Source organism: Pseudomonas sp. GW822-FHT05A08 (assembly GCF_058800485.1).
On record NZ_CM179511.1, the window covers coordinates 5018967 to 5034312 of the forward strand.

A 15346-nucleotide genomic window follows, 5' to 3' on the forward strand; every position below is an offset into this window, starting at 1 on the left:
ATCGCTATAAGGCTCGCCGCGCTGAACGCGCAGCGGTTGTGAATAAGGAACGTTCAAGGCCCGTGGAAAATTAGAGGCTGGCGACCGCCGCCGCCAACGCGCGGCTGAAAATATCCGCCACCTGGTCGATTTGCGCCGCGGTGATCACCAGCGGCGGCAGGAAACGCACCACGCTGCCATGGCGCCCGCCCATTTCCAGGATCAACCCGCGCTTGAGGCATTCACGCTGCACCAGCGGCGCCAGGCGACTGAACTGCGGCGGATGGCCGAGGGCGTCTTTCTCGCCGGCCGGGTCCACCAGTTCGATCCCCAGCATCAGGCCGCGCCCGCGAATGTCGCCCATCTGCGGATAGTCGCGCTGCAGGATCCGCAGGTGCTCGCTCAAACGCTCGCCCATGGCGGCGGCATGCTCGGCCACCTGGTGTTCCTTGAGGTAGCGCATCACCGCGGAACCGGTGGCCATGGCCATCTGATTGCCACGGAAGGTGCCGGCATGGGCGCCCGGCAGCCAGGTGTCGAGCCAGTCGCGGTAGACCACCACCGCCATCGGCAGGCTGCCGCCGATGGCCTTGGACAGCACCACCACATCCGGAATGATCCCGGCGTGCTCGAAGGCGAACATCTTGCCGGTACGACCGAAGCCGCTCTGGATCTCATCGACGATCAAGGCCACCCCGGCTTTTTCGGTGATGCGGCGCACGCCGCGCAGCCAGTCGAGGTCGGCGGGAATCACCCCACCCTCGCCCTGCACCGCTTCGACGATGATCGCCGCCGGCAGTTGCACGCCGGCTTCCGGATCGCTCAGCAGGTTTTCCAGGTAGCTCAGGTTGGCCTTGACCCCCGCTTCGCCACCCAGGCCGAACGGGCAGCGGTAGTCGTAAGGGAACGGCAGGATCTGCACGCCAGTAGTCAGCAGCGCACCCAACGGGCGCTTCGGCCCCAGGCTGCCCATCAGGCTCAAGGCGCCCTGGGTCATGCCGTGGTAGGCGCCCTGGAACGACAGCACGGTGCTGCGGCCGGTCGCGGTACGGGTCAGCTTCAATGCCGCTTCCACGGCGTCAGTGCCGGTGGGGCCGCAGAACTGGATTTTCGCCTCGGCGGCCAGGGCCGGCGGCAACAGGCCGAACAGGTCCTGGACGAACTGGTCCTTGACCGGCGTGGTCAGGTCCAGGGTCAGCAGCGGCAGCTCATCGGCCAGCACCTGCTGGATGGCTTCGATCACCACCGGGTGGTTGTGGCCCAGGGCCAGGGTCCCGGCACCGGCCAGGCAGTCGATGAAACACCGGCCTTCGACGTCCTCGACATGAATCCCGCTCGCCCGCTTGAGCGCCAGCGGGATCCGCCGCGGGTAGCTGCGGGCATTGGATTCCTGCTGGTTCTGCCGGGCCAGCAACGGCGATTCGGTGAACTGGTAAAGCGTCTCGGCAGGCGCGGGACTGGTCCGCGCGGGTTGATCGTCGACAAGGCTGGTAGCAACTGACATCTCTCGAATCCTCACGCTGATGAGTTGAGCGAAACCGCACACCACACAGGTACGCAGCCGGTTCAGCGCGCACTCGCAGGTTTTCCTGTTCTGGAAACGCATCAGCGACGAGAGGATTTACACCCGGGAGAGGTTTATTGCGTATCAACCATAAAGGTTGTGGCGAACATGAGAATGCCATCGCGGGCAAGCCTCGCTCCTACAGATATCACTTCTGTAGGAGCGAGGCTTGCCCGCGATGAGGCCCTCAGGCCGCTTGCAGCGGCATGGTCAGCTCGACCCGCAAGCCATCGGGCCGGCTGTCGAAATGCAGCACGCAACCGCAGCGCTGGACAATCGCCTGGACGATGGCCAGACCCAGGCCGCAACCGGTGCTCTGGCCGTTGCGCCAGAAGCGCTGGGTCAGGTGCTGCAAGTCATCCTCGGGAATGCCGTCACCGTGGTCGCGCACCTGGAAACGCACGCGATTGCCGATGGTTTCCAGGTTCAGCTCCACCGGTGCATCGCTCGGGGTGTGGCGCAGGGCGTTGTCCAGCAGGTTGCGCAGCGCAGCGATGGCCAGCACCGAGGGCATTTCCAGCGGCGCCGCCGACACCCGCTCGTCGATGTGCAACCTGACCCGCTGCCGGGCGCCGCTGGCGGCGTCCTGGATCGCGGTTTTCGCCACCTGTTCGGCACTGCACTGCACGCCGTCCTCGAACGACAGGCTGCCTTCGACCCGCGCCAGCAACAGCAGCTGCTCCAGGGTCCGGTGCAAGCGGTCGGCGCCTTCTTCGGCGCGCGCCAGGGATTGATCGCGGGCCGCGCCGTCGGTCATCCGCGCCACTTGCAGGTGAGTCTTGATCGCCGTCAGCGGGCTGCGCAATTCGTGGGCGGCGTCACCGGTCAGGCGGCGCTCGCGTTCGAGGGTCTTGCCGATGCGCTGGAACAGTTGGTTCTGGGTTTCCAGCAATGGCCGCAGCTCGCTGGGCAGCGGCTGGATCTGCAACGGCTCCAGGGAGTCGGCGCTGCGGCGCATCAGAGCATCGCGCATGCGGTTCAGCGGCGCCAGGCCCTGGCCGATCCCCAGCCACAACAACCACAGGCAACCGAGCAAGGCCACGCCGACCGGCACCGAAGCCGCCAGCAGCACCGACATGTTCAGCGCTTCACGCTCGACCTGGCGATCGGCGGTGGTGATACGCAGGTCGCCCCGGGCCAGGGTGAAACTGCGCCAGCGCACACCGTCGATCATCTGGTCGTGAAAGCCCATGCGCTCGGCTTCGAGCTTTTCGTCGGGATGGTTATGGCTGCGGGCGAGGATCTCGCCGCGCAGGGAGCTGACCTGGCAGGCCATGCCCCCGGGAATGTTCAGCTGTTCGGCGCTGAAATGGGTGCCCTCGCCCTTGCTCGGCAAGGCCGGCAATTGCTCCAGCAGGCCGGCGACCATGCGCGCCGACGCCACCAGGCGCTGGTCGAGGGAAAACATCATCTGGTTGCGCAGGTCACTGAACATCCAGGCCGCGGCCAGCGCCCAGATCAGCACGAAGGCCGCGCCGATGGTCAGACTCAGGCGCAAACGCAGGCTCATCACTTACGACTCCTCCCCGCCATCCGCCGGCCCCAGGCGATAGCCCAGGCCGCGCACGGTCTCGACGATGCCGTTGCCGAGTTTGCGCCGCAGGTGGTGGATATGCACGTTGAGGGCGTTGCTTTCCAGTTCGTCGTTGAAACCGTAGACGCTGTCCTTGAGCTGCTCGCTGGACAGCACCCGGCCGCGGTTGTGCAGCAGCGCCTGGAGCAGCGCCTGCTCGCGTCGCGACAGGTCCACCGGCTGGCCGCCGAGCTGGGTTTCGCGGGTGCTTGGGTCGTAGGTCAGGCGGCCGTGCTCGATCAGGTTGACGCTGCGCCCCGCCACCCGGCGCAACAGGGTATGCAGGCGCGCCGCCAGTTCCCGCAGGTCGAAGGGTTTGAGCAGGTAATCGTCGGCGCCGGCCTGCAGGCCGTCGACCCGGTCGGTGACCGAGTCCCGCGCGGTGAGGATCAGCACGGGGATTTCCAGGCCGTTGTGGCGCAGTTGCTTGAGCAGTTTCAGGCCGTCCTCGTCGGGCAGGCCGAGGTCGAGCACCATCACGTCGAATTCCGCCACGCCGAGCATGGCCCGCGCCGCCGAGGCGGTGGCCACGTGCTCGACCGTCAGGCCCTGGGCCGTGAGGCCGGCCACGATCCCGCTGGCAATCAGCTCATCATCTTCACAGACAAGTACGTGCATGGTGGAACCTGTAGAAAAGGGGTGCATTAAATCGAGCGCCGATTAAGCCGACATTATGCCTGCACCGCTAGTGCCACAAGGCGTGCAGGGTTAATCATCGGTTAATCGCCATCGGCCATTGTGCGGTCACTTGCACCGGTTTAAGGCTTTTCCATGCGTCGTCTGTTCATCCTGTTGTTCATGCTGCTGTCGGGCCTGGCCCAGGCGGGTAACAACCCGTTCGAGGTCAAACCCGACTTTCTCCCGGTCGGCAAAGCCTTCGTCTTCACCTCCGAACGCCTGGCGTCGGGGGAAACCCAGCTGTTCTGGCAGATCGCCGACGGCTATTACCTGTATCAGCAACGGCTGAAATTCGACGGCCTGGCGGAAGCGCACAAACCGGCGCTGCCCGAGGGCGAGGCCCACAGCGACGAATTCTTCGGCGCGCAGCAGGTGTATCGCCAGGGCCTGGAACTGAAAATCCCCGCCGGCGCCACCGGCAAGGTCAAGGTCGGCTGGCAAGGCTGCGCCGACGCCGGCCTGTGCTACCCGCCGCAATCTCTGGAAGTGGACCTGGGTGGCAGTCCGGCCGCCGCCAATGCCACCGAAGCCAGCGACCAGGCCCTGGCCAGCGGCCTGCAACAGCGGGCCCTGGGCTGGAGCCTGCTGGTGTTCTTCGGCCTCGGCCTGCTGCTGGCCTTCGCCCCCTGCTCGCTGCCGATGCTGCCGATCCTCGCCGGCCTGGTGGTGGGCAGCGGCGCCAGCCCGCGGCGCGGCTTCGCCCTGGCCGGCAGCTATGTGGTGTGCATGGCGTTGGTCTATGCCGCGATGGGCGTGCTGGCCGCGCTGCTCGGCGCCAACCTGCAAGCCCTGCTGCAACAGCCCTGGCTGCTGGGCAGCTTTGCCGCGGTGTTCGTGATCCTGGCACTGCCGATGTTCGGCTTCTTCGAGATGCAATTGCCGGCGGCCCTGCGCGATCGCCTGGAAAACGCCAGCCGCTCGCGCAGCGGCGGCAGCCTGGTCGGCGCCGGGGTGCTCGGCGCCCTGTCCGGCCTGCTGGTCGGCCCGTGCATGACCGCGCCGCTGGCCGGCGCCCTGCTGTACATCGCCCAGAGCGGCAATGCCCTGCACGGCGGGCTGATCCTGTTCGTCATGGGCCTGGGCATCGGCCTGCCGCTGTTGTTGCTGGTGACCGTGGGCAACCGCTTCCTGCCCAAGCCCGGCCCGTGGATGAACCTGCTCAAGGGCGTGTTCGGCTTCCTCTTTCTCGGCACCGCCATCGTGCTGCTGCGCCCGGTGCTCGACGAATCGCTGTGGATAGGCTTGTGGGGCGCGCTGGCGCTGGTCCTGGCCTACACCGCCTGGTATCAGATGCGTGCCGCCGGGCGCGCCGGGCACCTGTTCGGCGCCAGCTCGGTGGTGTTCGGCCTGTGGGGCAGCCTGCTGCTGGTGGGCGCCGCCGGTGGCAGCGACGACCTGTGGCGACCGCTGAAGGTCTATAGCGGCGGCAATAGCGTGGCGACCGTCAGCGCCCACGACGCCTTCAGCACCGTCAACGACCCGGCCGCCCTGCAAGGCGCCCTCGACACCGCCAGGGCCCAGGGCCAGTGGGTGCTGCTGGACTACTACGCTGACTGGTGCGTGTCCTGCAAGATCATGGAAAAACAGGTGTTCGGCCAACCCCAGGTCCTCGAGGCCCTGAAAGACGTGCGCCTGCTGCGCCTGGATGTGACGGCCGACAACGCCGCCAGCCGCGAACTGCTCAACCGGTATAAAGTGCCGGGGCCGCCGAGCCTGCTATGGATCGGCCCGGACGGCGAAGAACGCCGCAGCCAGCGGATTACCGGTGAGGTAGACGCGGCTGCCTTCCTGCAACGCTGGACCGCTACCCGAGAAGCCCGTTGATGCTGACCTTTACCATCGGCACCTTTGCCATCGCGCTCAACCACCTGCTGCTGATCAGTGCCCTGGCGCTGGCCACCTTGGTCGGCTGGCGAGTCGCCAAGCGCGGTGGCGAGAACCCGGAATCGGTGCTGTTCGGCCTGTTCCTGCTGGGCATGCTGGCGGCGCGCATCGGCTTCGTGGTCGCCTACTGGAAGCATTATCGCCACGACCTGTGGCAGATCATCGACCTGCGCGACGGCGGTTTCCTCGCCTGGCCGGGGGCCATCGTCCTGCTGCTGACCGCCCTCGCCTGGGGCTGGCGCCGCCCGGCCCTGCGCCAGCCGCTGGGCGCCGGGGTCGGCAGCGGCCTGGCCTTCTGGCTGCTCGCCACCCTGTCCCTGAGCCTTTTCGAACAAGGCACGCGGCTGCCGGAAATCGCCCTGCGCAACCCCGACGGCGCCACCGTGCAACTGACCAGCTACCAGGGCAAACCGCTGGTGATCAATCTCTGGGCCACCTGGTGCCCGCCCTGCCGTCGGGAAATGCCGGTGCTGGAAAGAGCCCAGCAGCAGCGCCCGGACCTGACCTTCCTGTTCGTCAACCAGGCCGAAAGCATGCAGAGCGTCAGCACCTTCCTGGCCACCCAGGAGCTGAACCTGAACAACGTGCTGTTCGACGGCAGCGGCCGCCTGGGCAAGGCCGTGGGCTCCATGGCGCTACCGACTACGCTGTTCTACAGCGCCGACGGGCGCCTGCTCGGCAGCCACCTGGGCGAGCTGTCCGAGGCCAGCCTGGCCCGCGCCCTGGAACATTTCGACTCAGCGCATTCGACCACGGCCACGCAGGCCGCCCCTTCAAGGAAATTGCCATGCCTTTCATCCGCCACCTGCTGAGCCTGTCCCTGGGCGCCGCCCTGCTCCAGGCCCCGCTGCTGCACGCCGAAGAATTGCCCGAGGCGGTCAAGAAGATCGAAGCCAAAGGTGCCAAGATCGTCGGCAGCTTCGATGCCCCGGACGGCCTCAAGGGCTATGCCGCGCAGTACCAGAACCGCGGCATGGCCCTGTACCTGACGCCGGACGGCAAGCATGTGCTGCTGGGCAACCTGTACGACGCCGACGGCAAGGACCTGAGCGCCGAGCCGCTGCAGAAACTGGTGTACGCGCCAATGGCCAAGGCCGTCTGGGCCAAGATGGAAAAGAGCCACTGGATCGCCGATGGCAAGGCCGACGCGCCGCGCGTGGTCTACCTGTTCAGCGACCCCAACTGCCCTTACTGCAACATGTTCTGGGAACAGGCGCGGCCCTGGGTGAACGCCGGCAAGGTCCAGCTGCGGCACATCATGGTCGGCATCATCCGCGAAGACAGCCCGGGCAAATCCGCCGCCCTGCTGGCCGCCAAAGACCCGCAGAAAGCCCTGCAGGACCACGAGAAAGCCGGCAAGGGCAGCAGCCTCAAGCCCCTGGCCAAGATCCCCGCCGAGGTCCAGGCCAAGCTCGACGCCAACATGGCGCTGATGGACGAACTGGAGCTGTCCGCCACCCCGGCGATCTTCTACATGGACGACAAGGGCGAGCTGCAACAGCAACAAGGCGCACCGGCGCCGGACAAGCTGGGCAAGATTTTCGGGCCCAAATGAATGAGAGGCGCCACGACCTGACCACTAATGGCCTTTAGCCTTACCGACAGCGTTACACTACTGCCTTTATTCACGCAGACAGGGATGTGACGTTTTGAAAGCTCAAGGACAAGCCAGGCTTTTAGACATTCTCGATTACTGGCACAAGGTGGAATTCTTTCTACCTTATGCCCTCGGGAAATATGTTGAGGACTTCAAGAAATGGGAGACCCGATGGCTCTCCCAGGAAATTCTCCAGCAGAGCAAGGACAGCCACTGGCGCAACTTTTCCATACCTGAAGACCTTCAAGTCAAAGGCTTCAATCTCTATATCGGGGTCTTTGACGCCTCCGTCATTGCGACTCTTTGCGAACCGTATCTGGCCGCTTTATCGGTAGACGAGAACACCTTCTACGAAGAGCAGGAACGGGTGGAGCTTGAGGGGCTGACGTGCTTTGCCAAGATCAAGCTCAATGCTCAAGCCGTCCCGCAACTGGATGCCGTGTCACTGTCGACGGCTCCCTGGGCCCTGGGGCAAACGGTGAGCAAAGGGCTTGGTGCGCTTGGCCATCAAGCCTTCGAGGACGCCAAGGAGCAGTTGATCAAACTGCTGCACAACTTCCACGGACAGCGTCAGCAAAACGATGACCCAGCCTTGATGGCCGAGGAAGTCATGCATCTGCATCAACTGCTGTGCAACTGGGCCAGTTTCACGCCTGAGCAGAACAGCGGTAGCTCGGTCGCATTGCTTCAAGTGCTGACCCAGCCCAAGGTCGAGAAACCACTCACGCAACCCTCTGCGGCGCAGGCAACGGAAGTCGAGGACGAAGAAGAGCCCGATACCGAGATCGACATCCTCAACAGCTTTTTCATAAAAGACATCGAGCGTGCGATCGCCAGCCTGCAACGCGCAGAACAGCCACTGCCTTTGCTTCAATACCTGGGCGAAGCCGACCCGGGCAAAAGAATCGACCTGTATACCGACAATGGCCGCAAGGCCATTTACCAGGCCCTGCAACCGCAATGCATAAACCCCGGGCATTGGCCGGATGAGCCGGGCCATGCCATGAGCCTGATGCAACAGTTCGCGATCAATACCGCGCTCGGCACCTTGGAAAACAGTGGGGTGTTCTCCGTTAACGGACCACCCGGGACAGGCAAAACGACGTTATTGCGCGACATGTTCGCCGAGAACATCGTGCGTCGGGCGCGGGTATTGGCGGGATACAGCGAGGCGGAAGATGCTTTCGTCGGCGGGAAAAAACCGCAGGTCACCTTCAAGGGCATGCCGAATACCTACACCATCCGCGCGCTCAAACCTGAGTTGACCGGCTATGAAATGGTGGTGGCCTCCTCCAACAATGCCGCCGTGGAAAACATTTCCCGAGACCTGCCCAAACGCAAATCCCTGGGAAAATGCTGGAGCGACGTGCAGTACCTGCAGCCGGTCGCCCATAAGATTGCCGCACAAAAAAGCGATGGCAGCATCAGCGACCTGTCCGACGAGGACAAACCCTGGGGCTTGATCTGCGCCGCCCTCGGTAATAGCAACAACCGAAAGGTCCTGCAGGAGCGCATGTTCTTCGCCCCGGTAGACTCCACCGAGCCCAATCGGCCACTGACGATTCGGCAATGGGTGGATGAATACAAAGGCCCCACCTTCAAGGATGCCAGCGCAGCCTTCAAAAAAGCCGATGAGGAAGTCAGCAAAGCACTGGAGGAACGAGCCCGTTACGCCAGCCTGCTGGAAGAAATGGCGGCTACCGATGAACAGGCCTTCCTGCGCCTTCAGCAACAGTCATTCAATCAGGTCGAACAGACCAGGGCGTCCGCCCAGCAAGCCCTCGACCAACAGCAACAGCAACTTCAAGCAACGGCGCAACATCTGAGCAGCCTTCAGGAACTGGAGCGCCTGATAGATCGCAGCCGTCCGGTCTGGTGGAAGCGCTTGTTCAATACTCAAGCAGCTAAAACCCACCGTGACGAACAACTGGAAAATGCCCGGCTTCAGCGTCTGGCGCATGAAGAGATCAACCGCGCGAAAAGCCTTCTGAACAAAAGCCTCAGACCAGAACTTGAAAGCGCGCAAACCGCATTGCTGTTCTGTAGAAGCGAACTCGATACCCGTCTGGCGCAATGGCAAGACAAGTGCCGATGCCTGGACGATTTCGCCAGCCGCCTGGGCCGTCCGGATTTGCCAAGTCAGCTCAGTGAGCTGGAGAACAGCGAGTTCCAGATCAATGGGCTTTGGCATGATGAAGCACTCAATCGCTTGCGCTCGACCTTGTTCGCCGCGGCTTTGACCCTGCATGAAGCCTGGCTGGCCGAGGTGGCGCCCTCGGGCTCGAACGGCAAGGGCTTCAGCGCCAACCTCGCCGCCATCAGCCTGTTGCTGAGCAACAAGACCCCCGAGGATGAGCGACTGACCCAGGTGCTCTGGCAAAGCCTGTTCATGGTGATCCCGGTGGTCTCGAGCACCTTTGCCTCCTTTGCCAACCAGTTCCGTGGGTTGGGTGCTGGCTCTTTGGGCTGGCTGTACATCGACGAGGCGGGACAGGCCGTGCCCCAGGCCGCCGTCGGTGCCTTGTGGCGGGCGCAAAGAGCCATGGTGGTGGGCGACCCCCTGCAAATCGAGCCGGTCTTCACCCTGCCGCAACGCCTGGTCAAGACCCTGGGCCAGCTATCGGTACACACGGCGAACGATGCCTTCGCCCCCAATCGTGTGTCGGTGCAAAGCCTGGCGGACCACAACAATCTGTATGGCAGCGTGTTCAAGAACGACACCGATCAAGAGCTGTGGATCGGCAGCCCGTTGAGGGTCCACAGACGCTGCATCGAACCCATGTTCAGCCTGTCGAATCAGATCGCCTACGGTAACAAGATGGTCTTTGGCCTGCCCAATGCCCACGCCGAACAGGACGCCCCCGTGTACAGCTCCAGTTGCTGGGTCGATATCCCTGGCAATGTCGAACACAAACAGGTTGTCCCCCAGCAGATCGAGTTCATGGTCGATCTGCTCGGGCAGCTGTACCTGCGCGATGGAGAGCTGCCGCAGCTGTACGTGATCTCGCCGTTCAAGGCCGTGCGCCTGGCCCTGCAAAAAGCCATACGCATGGCGGCCTGGGCCCGGCCCAACCATCGCCCGAAATTACCTGCGGGCGAGTTGAAGCAGTGGTTGAAAGCCTCCATCGGCACCGTGCATACCTTCCAGGGTAAAGAACAAGACACCGTGTTCATGCTGCTGGGGGCAGACACCGAGCATGCGGGAGCGGCGCAGTGGGCCGCCTCCAAACCCAACCTGCTGAACGTTGCCCTCACCCGGGCCAAACGTCGGGTCTATCTGGTGGGGGATTTTGAACTGTGGGGGTCGCTGCGCTACTTCGATGCGGTGAGTCGCGGCAAATTCCCGCTGCAAAGAATGGGGCCCGCTTCATTTCTGGCGAAACTGAATGCGCTGGAAGAACAGACCCCAAGTTGAACACCGTCAGCGCCTGACGCTGACCTGAGCGCTCGCCCCCACGGATACCTGATTGTGAAACGACCATCAGGCCCCCGTGGGGGCGAACCCGCTCACGATGCGCGCTTCAAAAAACAGTATCGGTTCAACGGGCACCGCGCCCATCCAGCAACGCATCCACCACCGCCCTGGCCATTTCCACGGAATGGACCATCGACCAGATCAACCCACGCTCCAGGCCACTGCCGCGTTCGGTGATTTCATCGCTGACTTCTTCGGCGCATTTGAGCAAGAGCGAGACATGCACCAGGGCTTCTTCGGCGCTGATGCCTTCGCGTACACAGAAAAGAGAATCCGGACCTACCGGCCCTGCCGTAGTGGCAGGAAGAGCATCGAATGATTCGGCAGGCGAATTGGCCAGAGATTGGCGCAAGGTCTGATTGGCAGTCTTCAGTTCAGGGTAGCGATACACAGGAATTGGCTTTTTCATGGGTGCAGTCCTCAACACAGTGGATATGAATACCCAGCGATTACTTCTGGGTCTTCGTACGTTCCCGACAGTTTTTCGGACTTGCACTTCCGGCCATCGATTTGGCGACGACCCACGCAGACTAGTAGCTCAGAACAGCCACCTTCAAGCCGCAAACTGCGTCTCGGAAATACCCTACAAAAGAAAGCGAATTGGCCCCCTGTAGCCGCTGCCGAGCCTGCGAGGCTGCGATCGACTGCGCAGCAGGCGCCAAACCTGCCCATGCGGTGTGTCAGGCAAAAAACCGTCGCCTGGTTTACGGCCGCTTCGCGCCCGATCGCAGCCTTCGGCAGCGGCTACAGGAGCGTGTCTGAATTCGGCGCCTGTGCATAAGCCGCTTCGTCGGAATGCCGCGCAGTCGATCGCAGCCTCGCAGGCTCGGCAGCGGCTACAGGAGCGTGTCCGAATTCGGCGTTTGTGCGTAAGGCTCAGGCGAACTCGTCCGGCGCTTCGCGGGCGAGGATATTTTCCAGCTCGCCGGTGTCAGCCCGTTCGTTGAGGATGGCACTGACCTGATCGACCCAGACCTTTTCCGAGGCAATCCCGGCCCACGACTGGCTGCCGAAGCCGTGATACGGACGGTCATCGAAGGTGCTGATCAGCAGTTGGTTGAAGCGCACCGTTTCCAGGTTCTTGCGCTGGATCTGCATCTGCAGCGCCCCCAGCACCTTCTGCTGCTCTTGCGGGTTCGGGCGATAGCTGAAGAGCCGCGGCGAACTGAGCACCAGGAACTCCGGTGGAAGGTTTTCATCGATGGCCGCCTGCAAGCGGTAATGGCCATCGAGAATCAGGTGGCAGCTCAGGCCGCTGACGTACCACAGCAGGATGGGCGGCAAGCTGCCCTCGCGGGCTTTCTTGCGCCACCATTTGAGGCGCCCGGAATGCGGGTCCACTGCATGCAGGCCGACCACCGCGCCGCCACTCTCGCCCAACTCGACCCAGCGCGCCGCGCCGGGTTGCTGGTTGTCGAGGATGTTACGGCCGTAGATCGCCCACTGCGGCATATGGCTCAGGGCGTCTTCGCCGCCCTTGAAGTACCAGGCTTCGGTACCGCTCAACAACGGCCGCATCGGCTTGAGGGATTCCGGGCGCAGGGCTCGTACCAGCCAGTAGCCAGGGTAGAAAAAGTCCGGCTGGTGCTGCATCAACTGCTGGACGAAAAAGCGGCTCCAGGCCTTGAGGCGCAGGGCCGGGTCGAGGCGTAGCTGTTGCTCCACCTGGGGCGAATCGATGGGGCACACCAGGGTTTGCGGCCATTGCTCCAGCAGGTGATTGCGTACCAGCCACACGCCGTAAAGGCAGCGGGACATGGTGCCCCAGAGCAGCGTCTGGTCACCCAGCACCAGTTGCATGCGGCGGTTGTTGCCACTGAGCAGGCGCAAGTTCGGCTTGCCGCTGGCCGGGCGCTTGACCTCCACCCCGAGGCCGTTCCAGTTGCCGGCCAGATCCTCGATATCACGCCAGTAAATGTGTTCCGTCATCGCCCCTGTCCCTGAATGAAAACGCCCGGCGCAGGTGCTTGGACCTGCGCCGGGCGCGACTATAGCAGAGGGTCGTGTGGTGGCCGTGGGATCGCATCGCGGGCAATCGAGCGTCGACCGGCCGCTCCTACAGAAGAATGCGATCCACCAGGAAAAATACGGTTTCTGTAGGAGCGAAGCTTGCTCGCGATAACGTCAGCCCAAACGTCGCCGAGGCATCAGCAGGAATGCCGCTCAGCCAAAAACTTCAACAACGCCTCGGTGACAAACGCCGGGTTCTCCAGGTTGGAGATATGCCCGGCCTCGGGCACCAGCTGATAAGGGCAACCAATCAGCTCGGCCATTTCCCGGGTTTCCGCAGGTGGGCGCGGTTTGTCCTGGTCGCCGCACAGCAGCAAGGTGGTCTTGGGGTCCAGCTGGTCCAGGCGCGATAGCAGGTCTGCGCGGCTGAAGGTGATGCGGCCCATGGGCACCACGCTTTCGCGCAGGCGTTCGCTGGGCAGTGCCGCGAGGACCGCGCGGAAGTCCTGGTACAGCGCCGACTGCGGGTCGATGCCAGGACGGAAGAAAATCGGTACCACGATGTCCAGCAGCGGCGACGGGATGGTCCCCGCCTCTTCGATCTGCTTGAACAACGAGAAGTAGTACTGACGGGTCGGCTCGGGCTCGGCCCCGAGGTAGGTGTCCATCAGCACCAGGCCATTGATGCGTTGCGGCGCCGCCAGGGCCAGGCGCGCGCCCCACATGCCGCCCACGGACAGGCCGACCAGGGTGATGCGTTCGATCTCAAGATGATCCAGCAGCGCCAGCACCTGCCGGGCGATATCGTCCAGCGAGGCAGTGCCTTGCGGCAGCGCGCCGGACTGGCCGTGGCCCCACAGGTCCAGGGCGATCACCCGGTACTGCCGGGACAGCGCCTCGATCTGCGGCGCCCACATGTTCAGGTCCCACAGGTAGCTGCCGGCCAGCAGCACCGCCGGGCCGCTGCCCTGGTCCAGGTAGTGAAGGGCTTGTCCATCAATAGTCGCGAAGGGCATCAACTGTCTCCTGTCAGGTGGGCTGCGAAAAAGCCTCGGTAGACTGTGCCAGTGAAGGGTTGCCGTCAATCGGACAAGTCCGAAGGGCCGTGCAGGCCGTAAGACTTTTTCGCGAGCAAGCTCGCGCCTACAAAGGATGATGAAATCCATATAGGCTGCTGAACGCCTGAACGATGTGTATAACTCCCCTCCAGAAGTGGCAAATAGACTCAAAGTTCATATCAGAGAGTGCAAGTTGATCAGTTCAACGAGACTCACACTTTGAGCTATATCGGGGTTGCCGCAATAATGATCATCTCGTCCTGGGAAAAACTGTTGGTTACGACTTGCGGACAGCGGAAACAGGCATCGGGGCCCTGTTCGTTCCACCAGCGACAGGAGGCTCTTATCGAGCAACGGGGAAGTTTGTCTGTGACCGTTTTTAATTTCTCTACGGTGCGCGATACAAGCTGGCAGCCTCCTTCCTTGTAATGCTGGCATCGCATTTCCGCACAGGGTGCGGAAATGCGAAATACCTCTGCCGGACTGACAGGGACTGTTGATTCAGCCAGCTCTTTCGTCATGGGTATTGCTTGTGAAAGGTAAGCTACTTCAGGAGCTGCCACCGTGCCATTCACCACCCCGAATATTTTCGCTCCTTCCCATTCCGGCTGAGCACTTGGGCACAGAAGCGCCTTATTTCGACCGTTCTCAATCAATCGGCGGGATTTTTCCAACGATTTGGGTGGCATTTTATTCCCTCCACCAGCATTCCTTCTGTCCCTATTGGCTTGACGAAAAAATGCCGAAAAACCTAGACCTTGCCAATATTGGCAACTTCCTTGAGTTCGCCTACCGCGCTTTGGGGGAGCACTTGAATGTTGAAGTCAATCCTTCCACCATAAATAAGGATTTTATCGCGCAACGCTTCTCCACGAGTATCAAGCGCTCTTTGCAAACCGGTAGCGATTGCAGTGCTTATATCGGCAACAGACAGATTCGTTGTTACGCGGTCAAACTTTTCATTGGACATTTTAATTCTCCAAAACATAGCCGTTGAAATAACTGGAGGCGTGCAAGCAGAACATCAATGGCGTTTTGGTGTCTCGGGGGCTTGGTAATGGCTCGCTTCAAACAGCTCCATGTCCATAAAAACTCCAAAATAACGATCTGCCATTATTGCTGGCGCGGCAATGACTTTGATAGTCAACCCACTGTAAGAGCATAGCCACTAAAGTTAGCGTCAAAAGTCAAATTTGGAAGATGGATTAACTCGAATCACTATAAGTGAAAGACTGAATCGCCCTGGTCGCGGAGATACTTCAAAATTTCATTGCGAGCCCCATGAGCAGTTCTGCGAAGGACTCTAATCTCGCACGGTGAGGGATGAATAATTCGACCCGAAGGGCCGAGTTTTTTAGAACAGCGACATCTGCCGCGTCGATGTTGTCGGCGCATTCGAAGCGGGAGCGGTAGCCGGTTTCAAAGATGGGCAGCGGATAGCCGTGGATGTGGCGGTAGCACTCGGGCCAGCCGGGAGTGAGCAGGGCCTCGATGGTAAGGCCCTGCCAGGCTAAGGTTCAGAGTTGGGCGCCATCATGGCGCCCGATTGGGGTGTCCCGGCTTATCAGGCCAGTTCAGCTTGCCCACG

Annotated in this window: 12 protein-coding genes and 1 pseudogene; 4 read left to right on the plus strand and 9 right to left on the minus strand. The window is 62.3% G+C overall.

Features of this window, described 5'->3' with window-relative positions:
* Window positions 1-70: 70 nt before the first annotated feature.
* The 3 genes from AC3RCP_RS22400 to AC3RCP_RS22410 form a co-directional block, all read right to left on the minus strand.
* A complete protein-coding gene (locus tag AC3RCP_RS22400; RefSeq protein ID WP_101338672.1) occupies window positions 71-1483 on the minus strand; it encodes an aspartate aminotransferase family protein in 1413 nt (470 codons plus the stop codon).
* 247 nt (window positions 1484-1730) lie between these two features.
* Window positions 1731-3053, minus strand: coding sequence for an ATP-binding protein (locus AC3RCP_RS22405; RefSeq protein ID WP_007922870.1), 1323 nt, complete (start codon window positions 3051-3053; stop codon window positions 1731-1733).
* A 3-nt stretch (window positions 3054-3056) separates the two neighbouring features.
* Complete coding sequence (locus AC3RCP_RS22410) at window positions 3057-3734, minus strand: response regulator (RefSeq protein ID WP_007922871.1); 678 nt, start codon at window positions 3732-3734, stop codon at window positions 3057-3059.
* Between the two features lie 153 nt (window positions 3735-3887).
* Between AC3RCP_RS22410 and dsbD the strand changes: the two genes are divergently transcribed.
* The 4 genes from dsbD to AC3RCP_RS22430 all read left to right on the plus strand — a co-directional run bounded on the left by dsbD (window position 3888) and on the right by AC3RCP_RS22430 (window position 10690).
* A complete protein-coding gene (gene dsbD, locus AC3RCP_RS22415; protein ID WP_492571787.1) occupies window positions 3888-5618 on the plus strand; it encodes a protein-disulfide reductase DsbD in 1731 nt (576 codons plus the stop codon).
* Complete coding sequence (locus AC3RCP_RS22420; protein ID WP_492571788.1) at window positions 5618-6490, plus strand: TlpA family protein disulfide reductase; 873 nt, start codon at window positions 5618-5620, stop codon at window positions 6488-6490. The genes dsbD and AC3RCP_RS22420 overlap by 1 nt, the downstream gene beginning before the upstream one ends.
* Window positions 6466-7233, plus strand: a complete 768-nt coding sequence (gene dsbG / locus AC3RCP_RS22425) for a thiol:disulfide interchange protein DsbG (protein ID WP_085531645.1) — start codon at window positions 6466-6468, stop codon at window positions 7231-7233. Before AC3RCP_RS22420 ends, dsbG begins: the two co-directional genes overlap by 25 nt.
* Before the next feature lie 94 nt (window positions 7234-7327).
* Complete coding sequence (locus AC3RCP_RS22430; protein ID WP_492571789.1) at window positions 7328-10690, plus strand: DEAD/DEAH box helicase; 3363 nt, start codon at window positions 7328-7330, stop codon at window positions 10688-10690.
* Window positions 10691-10814: 124 nt separating this feature from the next.
* Here the strand turns inward: AC3RCP_RS22430 and AC3RCP_RS22435 are convergent, their stop codons facing one another.
* The 6 genes and pseudogenes from AC3RCP_RS22435 to AC3RCP_RS22460 form a co-directional block, all read right to left on the minus strand.
* Entirely contained in the window at window positions 10815-11159 is a 345-nt protein-coding gene (locus AC3RCP_RS22435; RefSeq protein ID WP_101338676.1) for a DUF6124 family protein, read from the minus strand.
* Between the two features lie 467 nt (window positions 11160-11626).
* Complete coding sequence (locus AC3RCP_RS22440) at window positions 11627-12679, minus strand: hypothetical protein (RefSeq protein WP_492571790.1); 1053 nt, start codon at window positions 12677-12679, stop codon at window positions 11627-11629.
* 218 nt (window positions 12680-12897) lie between these two features.
* The gene (locus AC3RCP_RS22445; RefSeq protein ID WP_101338678.1) at window positions 12898-13716 is read right to left on the minus strand and encodes an alpha/beta fold hydrolase; all 819 of its coding nucleotides are present in this window, start codon (window positions 13714-13716) and stop codon (window positions 12898-12900) included.
* 266 nt (window positions 13717-13982) lie between these two features.
* Window positions 13983-14447, minus strand: coding sequence for a hypothetical protein (locus tag AC3RCP_RS22450; protein WP_081502420.1), 465 nt, complete (start codon window positions 14445-14447; stop codon window positions 13983-13985).
* A 62-nt stretch (window positions 14448-14509) separates the two neighbouring features.
* Window positions 14510-14728, minus strand: a complete 219-nt coding sequence (locus tag AC3RCP_RS22455; RefSeq protein WP_101338680.1) for a hypothetical protein — start codon at window positions 14726-14728, stop codon at window positions 14510-14512.
* A gap of 289 nt (window positions 14729-15017) precedes the next feature.
* Window positions 15018-15260: pseudogene (locus tag AC3RCP_RS22460) on the minus strand (hypothetical protein); the annotation flags it as partial.
* Window positions 15261-15346 lie beyond the last annotated feature (86 nt).

Bases quoted from the DNA above. Each gene is read 5' to 3' on its own strand.
- AC3RCP_RS22440 (WP_492571790.1), bottom strand. From the start codon at position 12,679: ATGACGGAACACATTTACTGGCGTGATATCGAGGATCTGGCCGGCAAC.
- AC3RCP_RS22445 (WP_101338678.1), bottom strand. From the start codon at position 13,716: ATGCCCTTCGCGACTATTGATGGACAAGCCCTTCACTACCTGGACCAG.
- AC3RCP_RS22400 (WP_101338672.1), bottom strand. From the start codon at position 1,483: ATGTCAGTTGCTACCAGCCTTGTCGACGATCAACCCGCGCGGACCAGT.
- AC3RCP_RS22420 (WP_492571788.1), top strand. From the start codon at position 5,618: ATGCTGACCTTTACCATCGGCACCTTTGCCATCGCGCTCAACCACCTG.
- AC3RCP_RS22450 (WP_081502420.1), bottom strand. From the start codon at position 14,447: ATGCCACCCAAATCGTTGGAAAAATCCCGCCGATTGATTGAGAACGGT.
- AC3RCP_RS22455 (WP_101338680.1), bottom strand. From the start codon at position 14,728: ATGTCCAATGAAAAGTTTGACCGCGTAACAACGAATCTGTCTGTTGCC.
- AC3RCP_RS22435 (WP_101338676.1), bottom strand. From the start codon at position 11,159: ATGAAAAAGCCAATTCCTGTGTATCGCTACCCTGAACTGAAGACTGCC.
- AC3RCP_RS22405 (WP_007922870.1), bottom strand. From the start codon at position 3,053: ATGAGCCTGCGTTTGCGCCTGAGTCTGACCATCGGCGCGGCCTTCGTG.
- dsbD (WP_492571787.1), top strand. From the start codon at position 3,888: ATGCGTCGTCTGTTCATCCTGTTGTTCATGCTGCTGTCGGGCCTGGCC.
- AC3RCP_RS22410 (WP_007922871.1), bottom strand. From the start codon at position 3,734: ATGCACGTACTTGTCTGTGAAGATGATGAGCTGATTGCCAGCGGGATC.
- dsbG (WP_085531645.1), top strand. From the start codon at position 6,466: ATGCCTTTCATCCGCCACCTGCTGAGCCTGTCCCTGGGCGCCGCCCTG.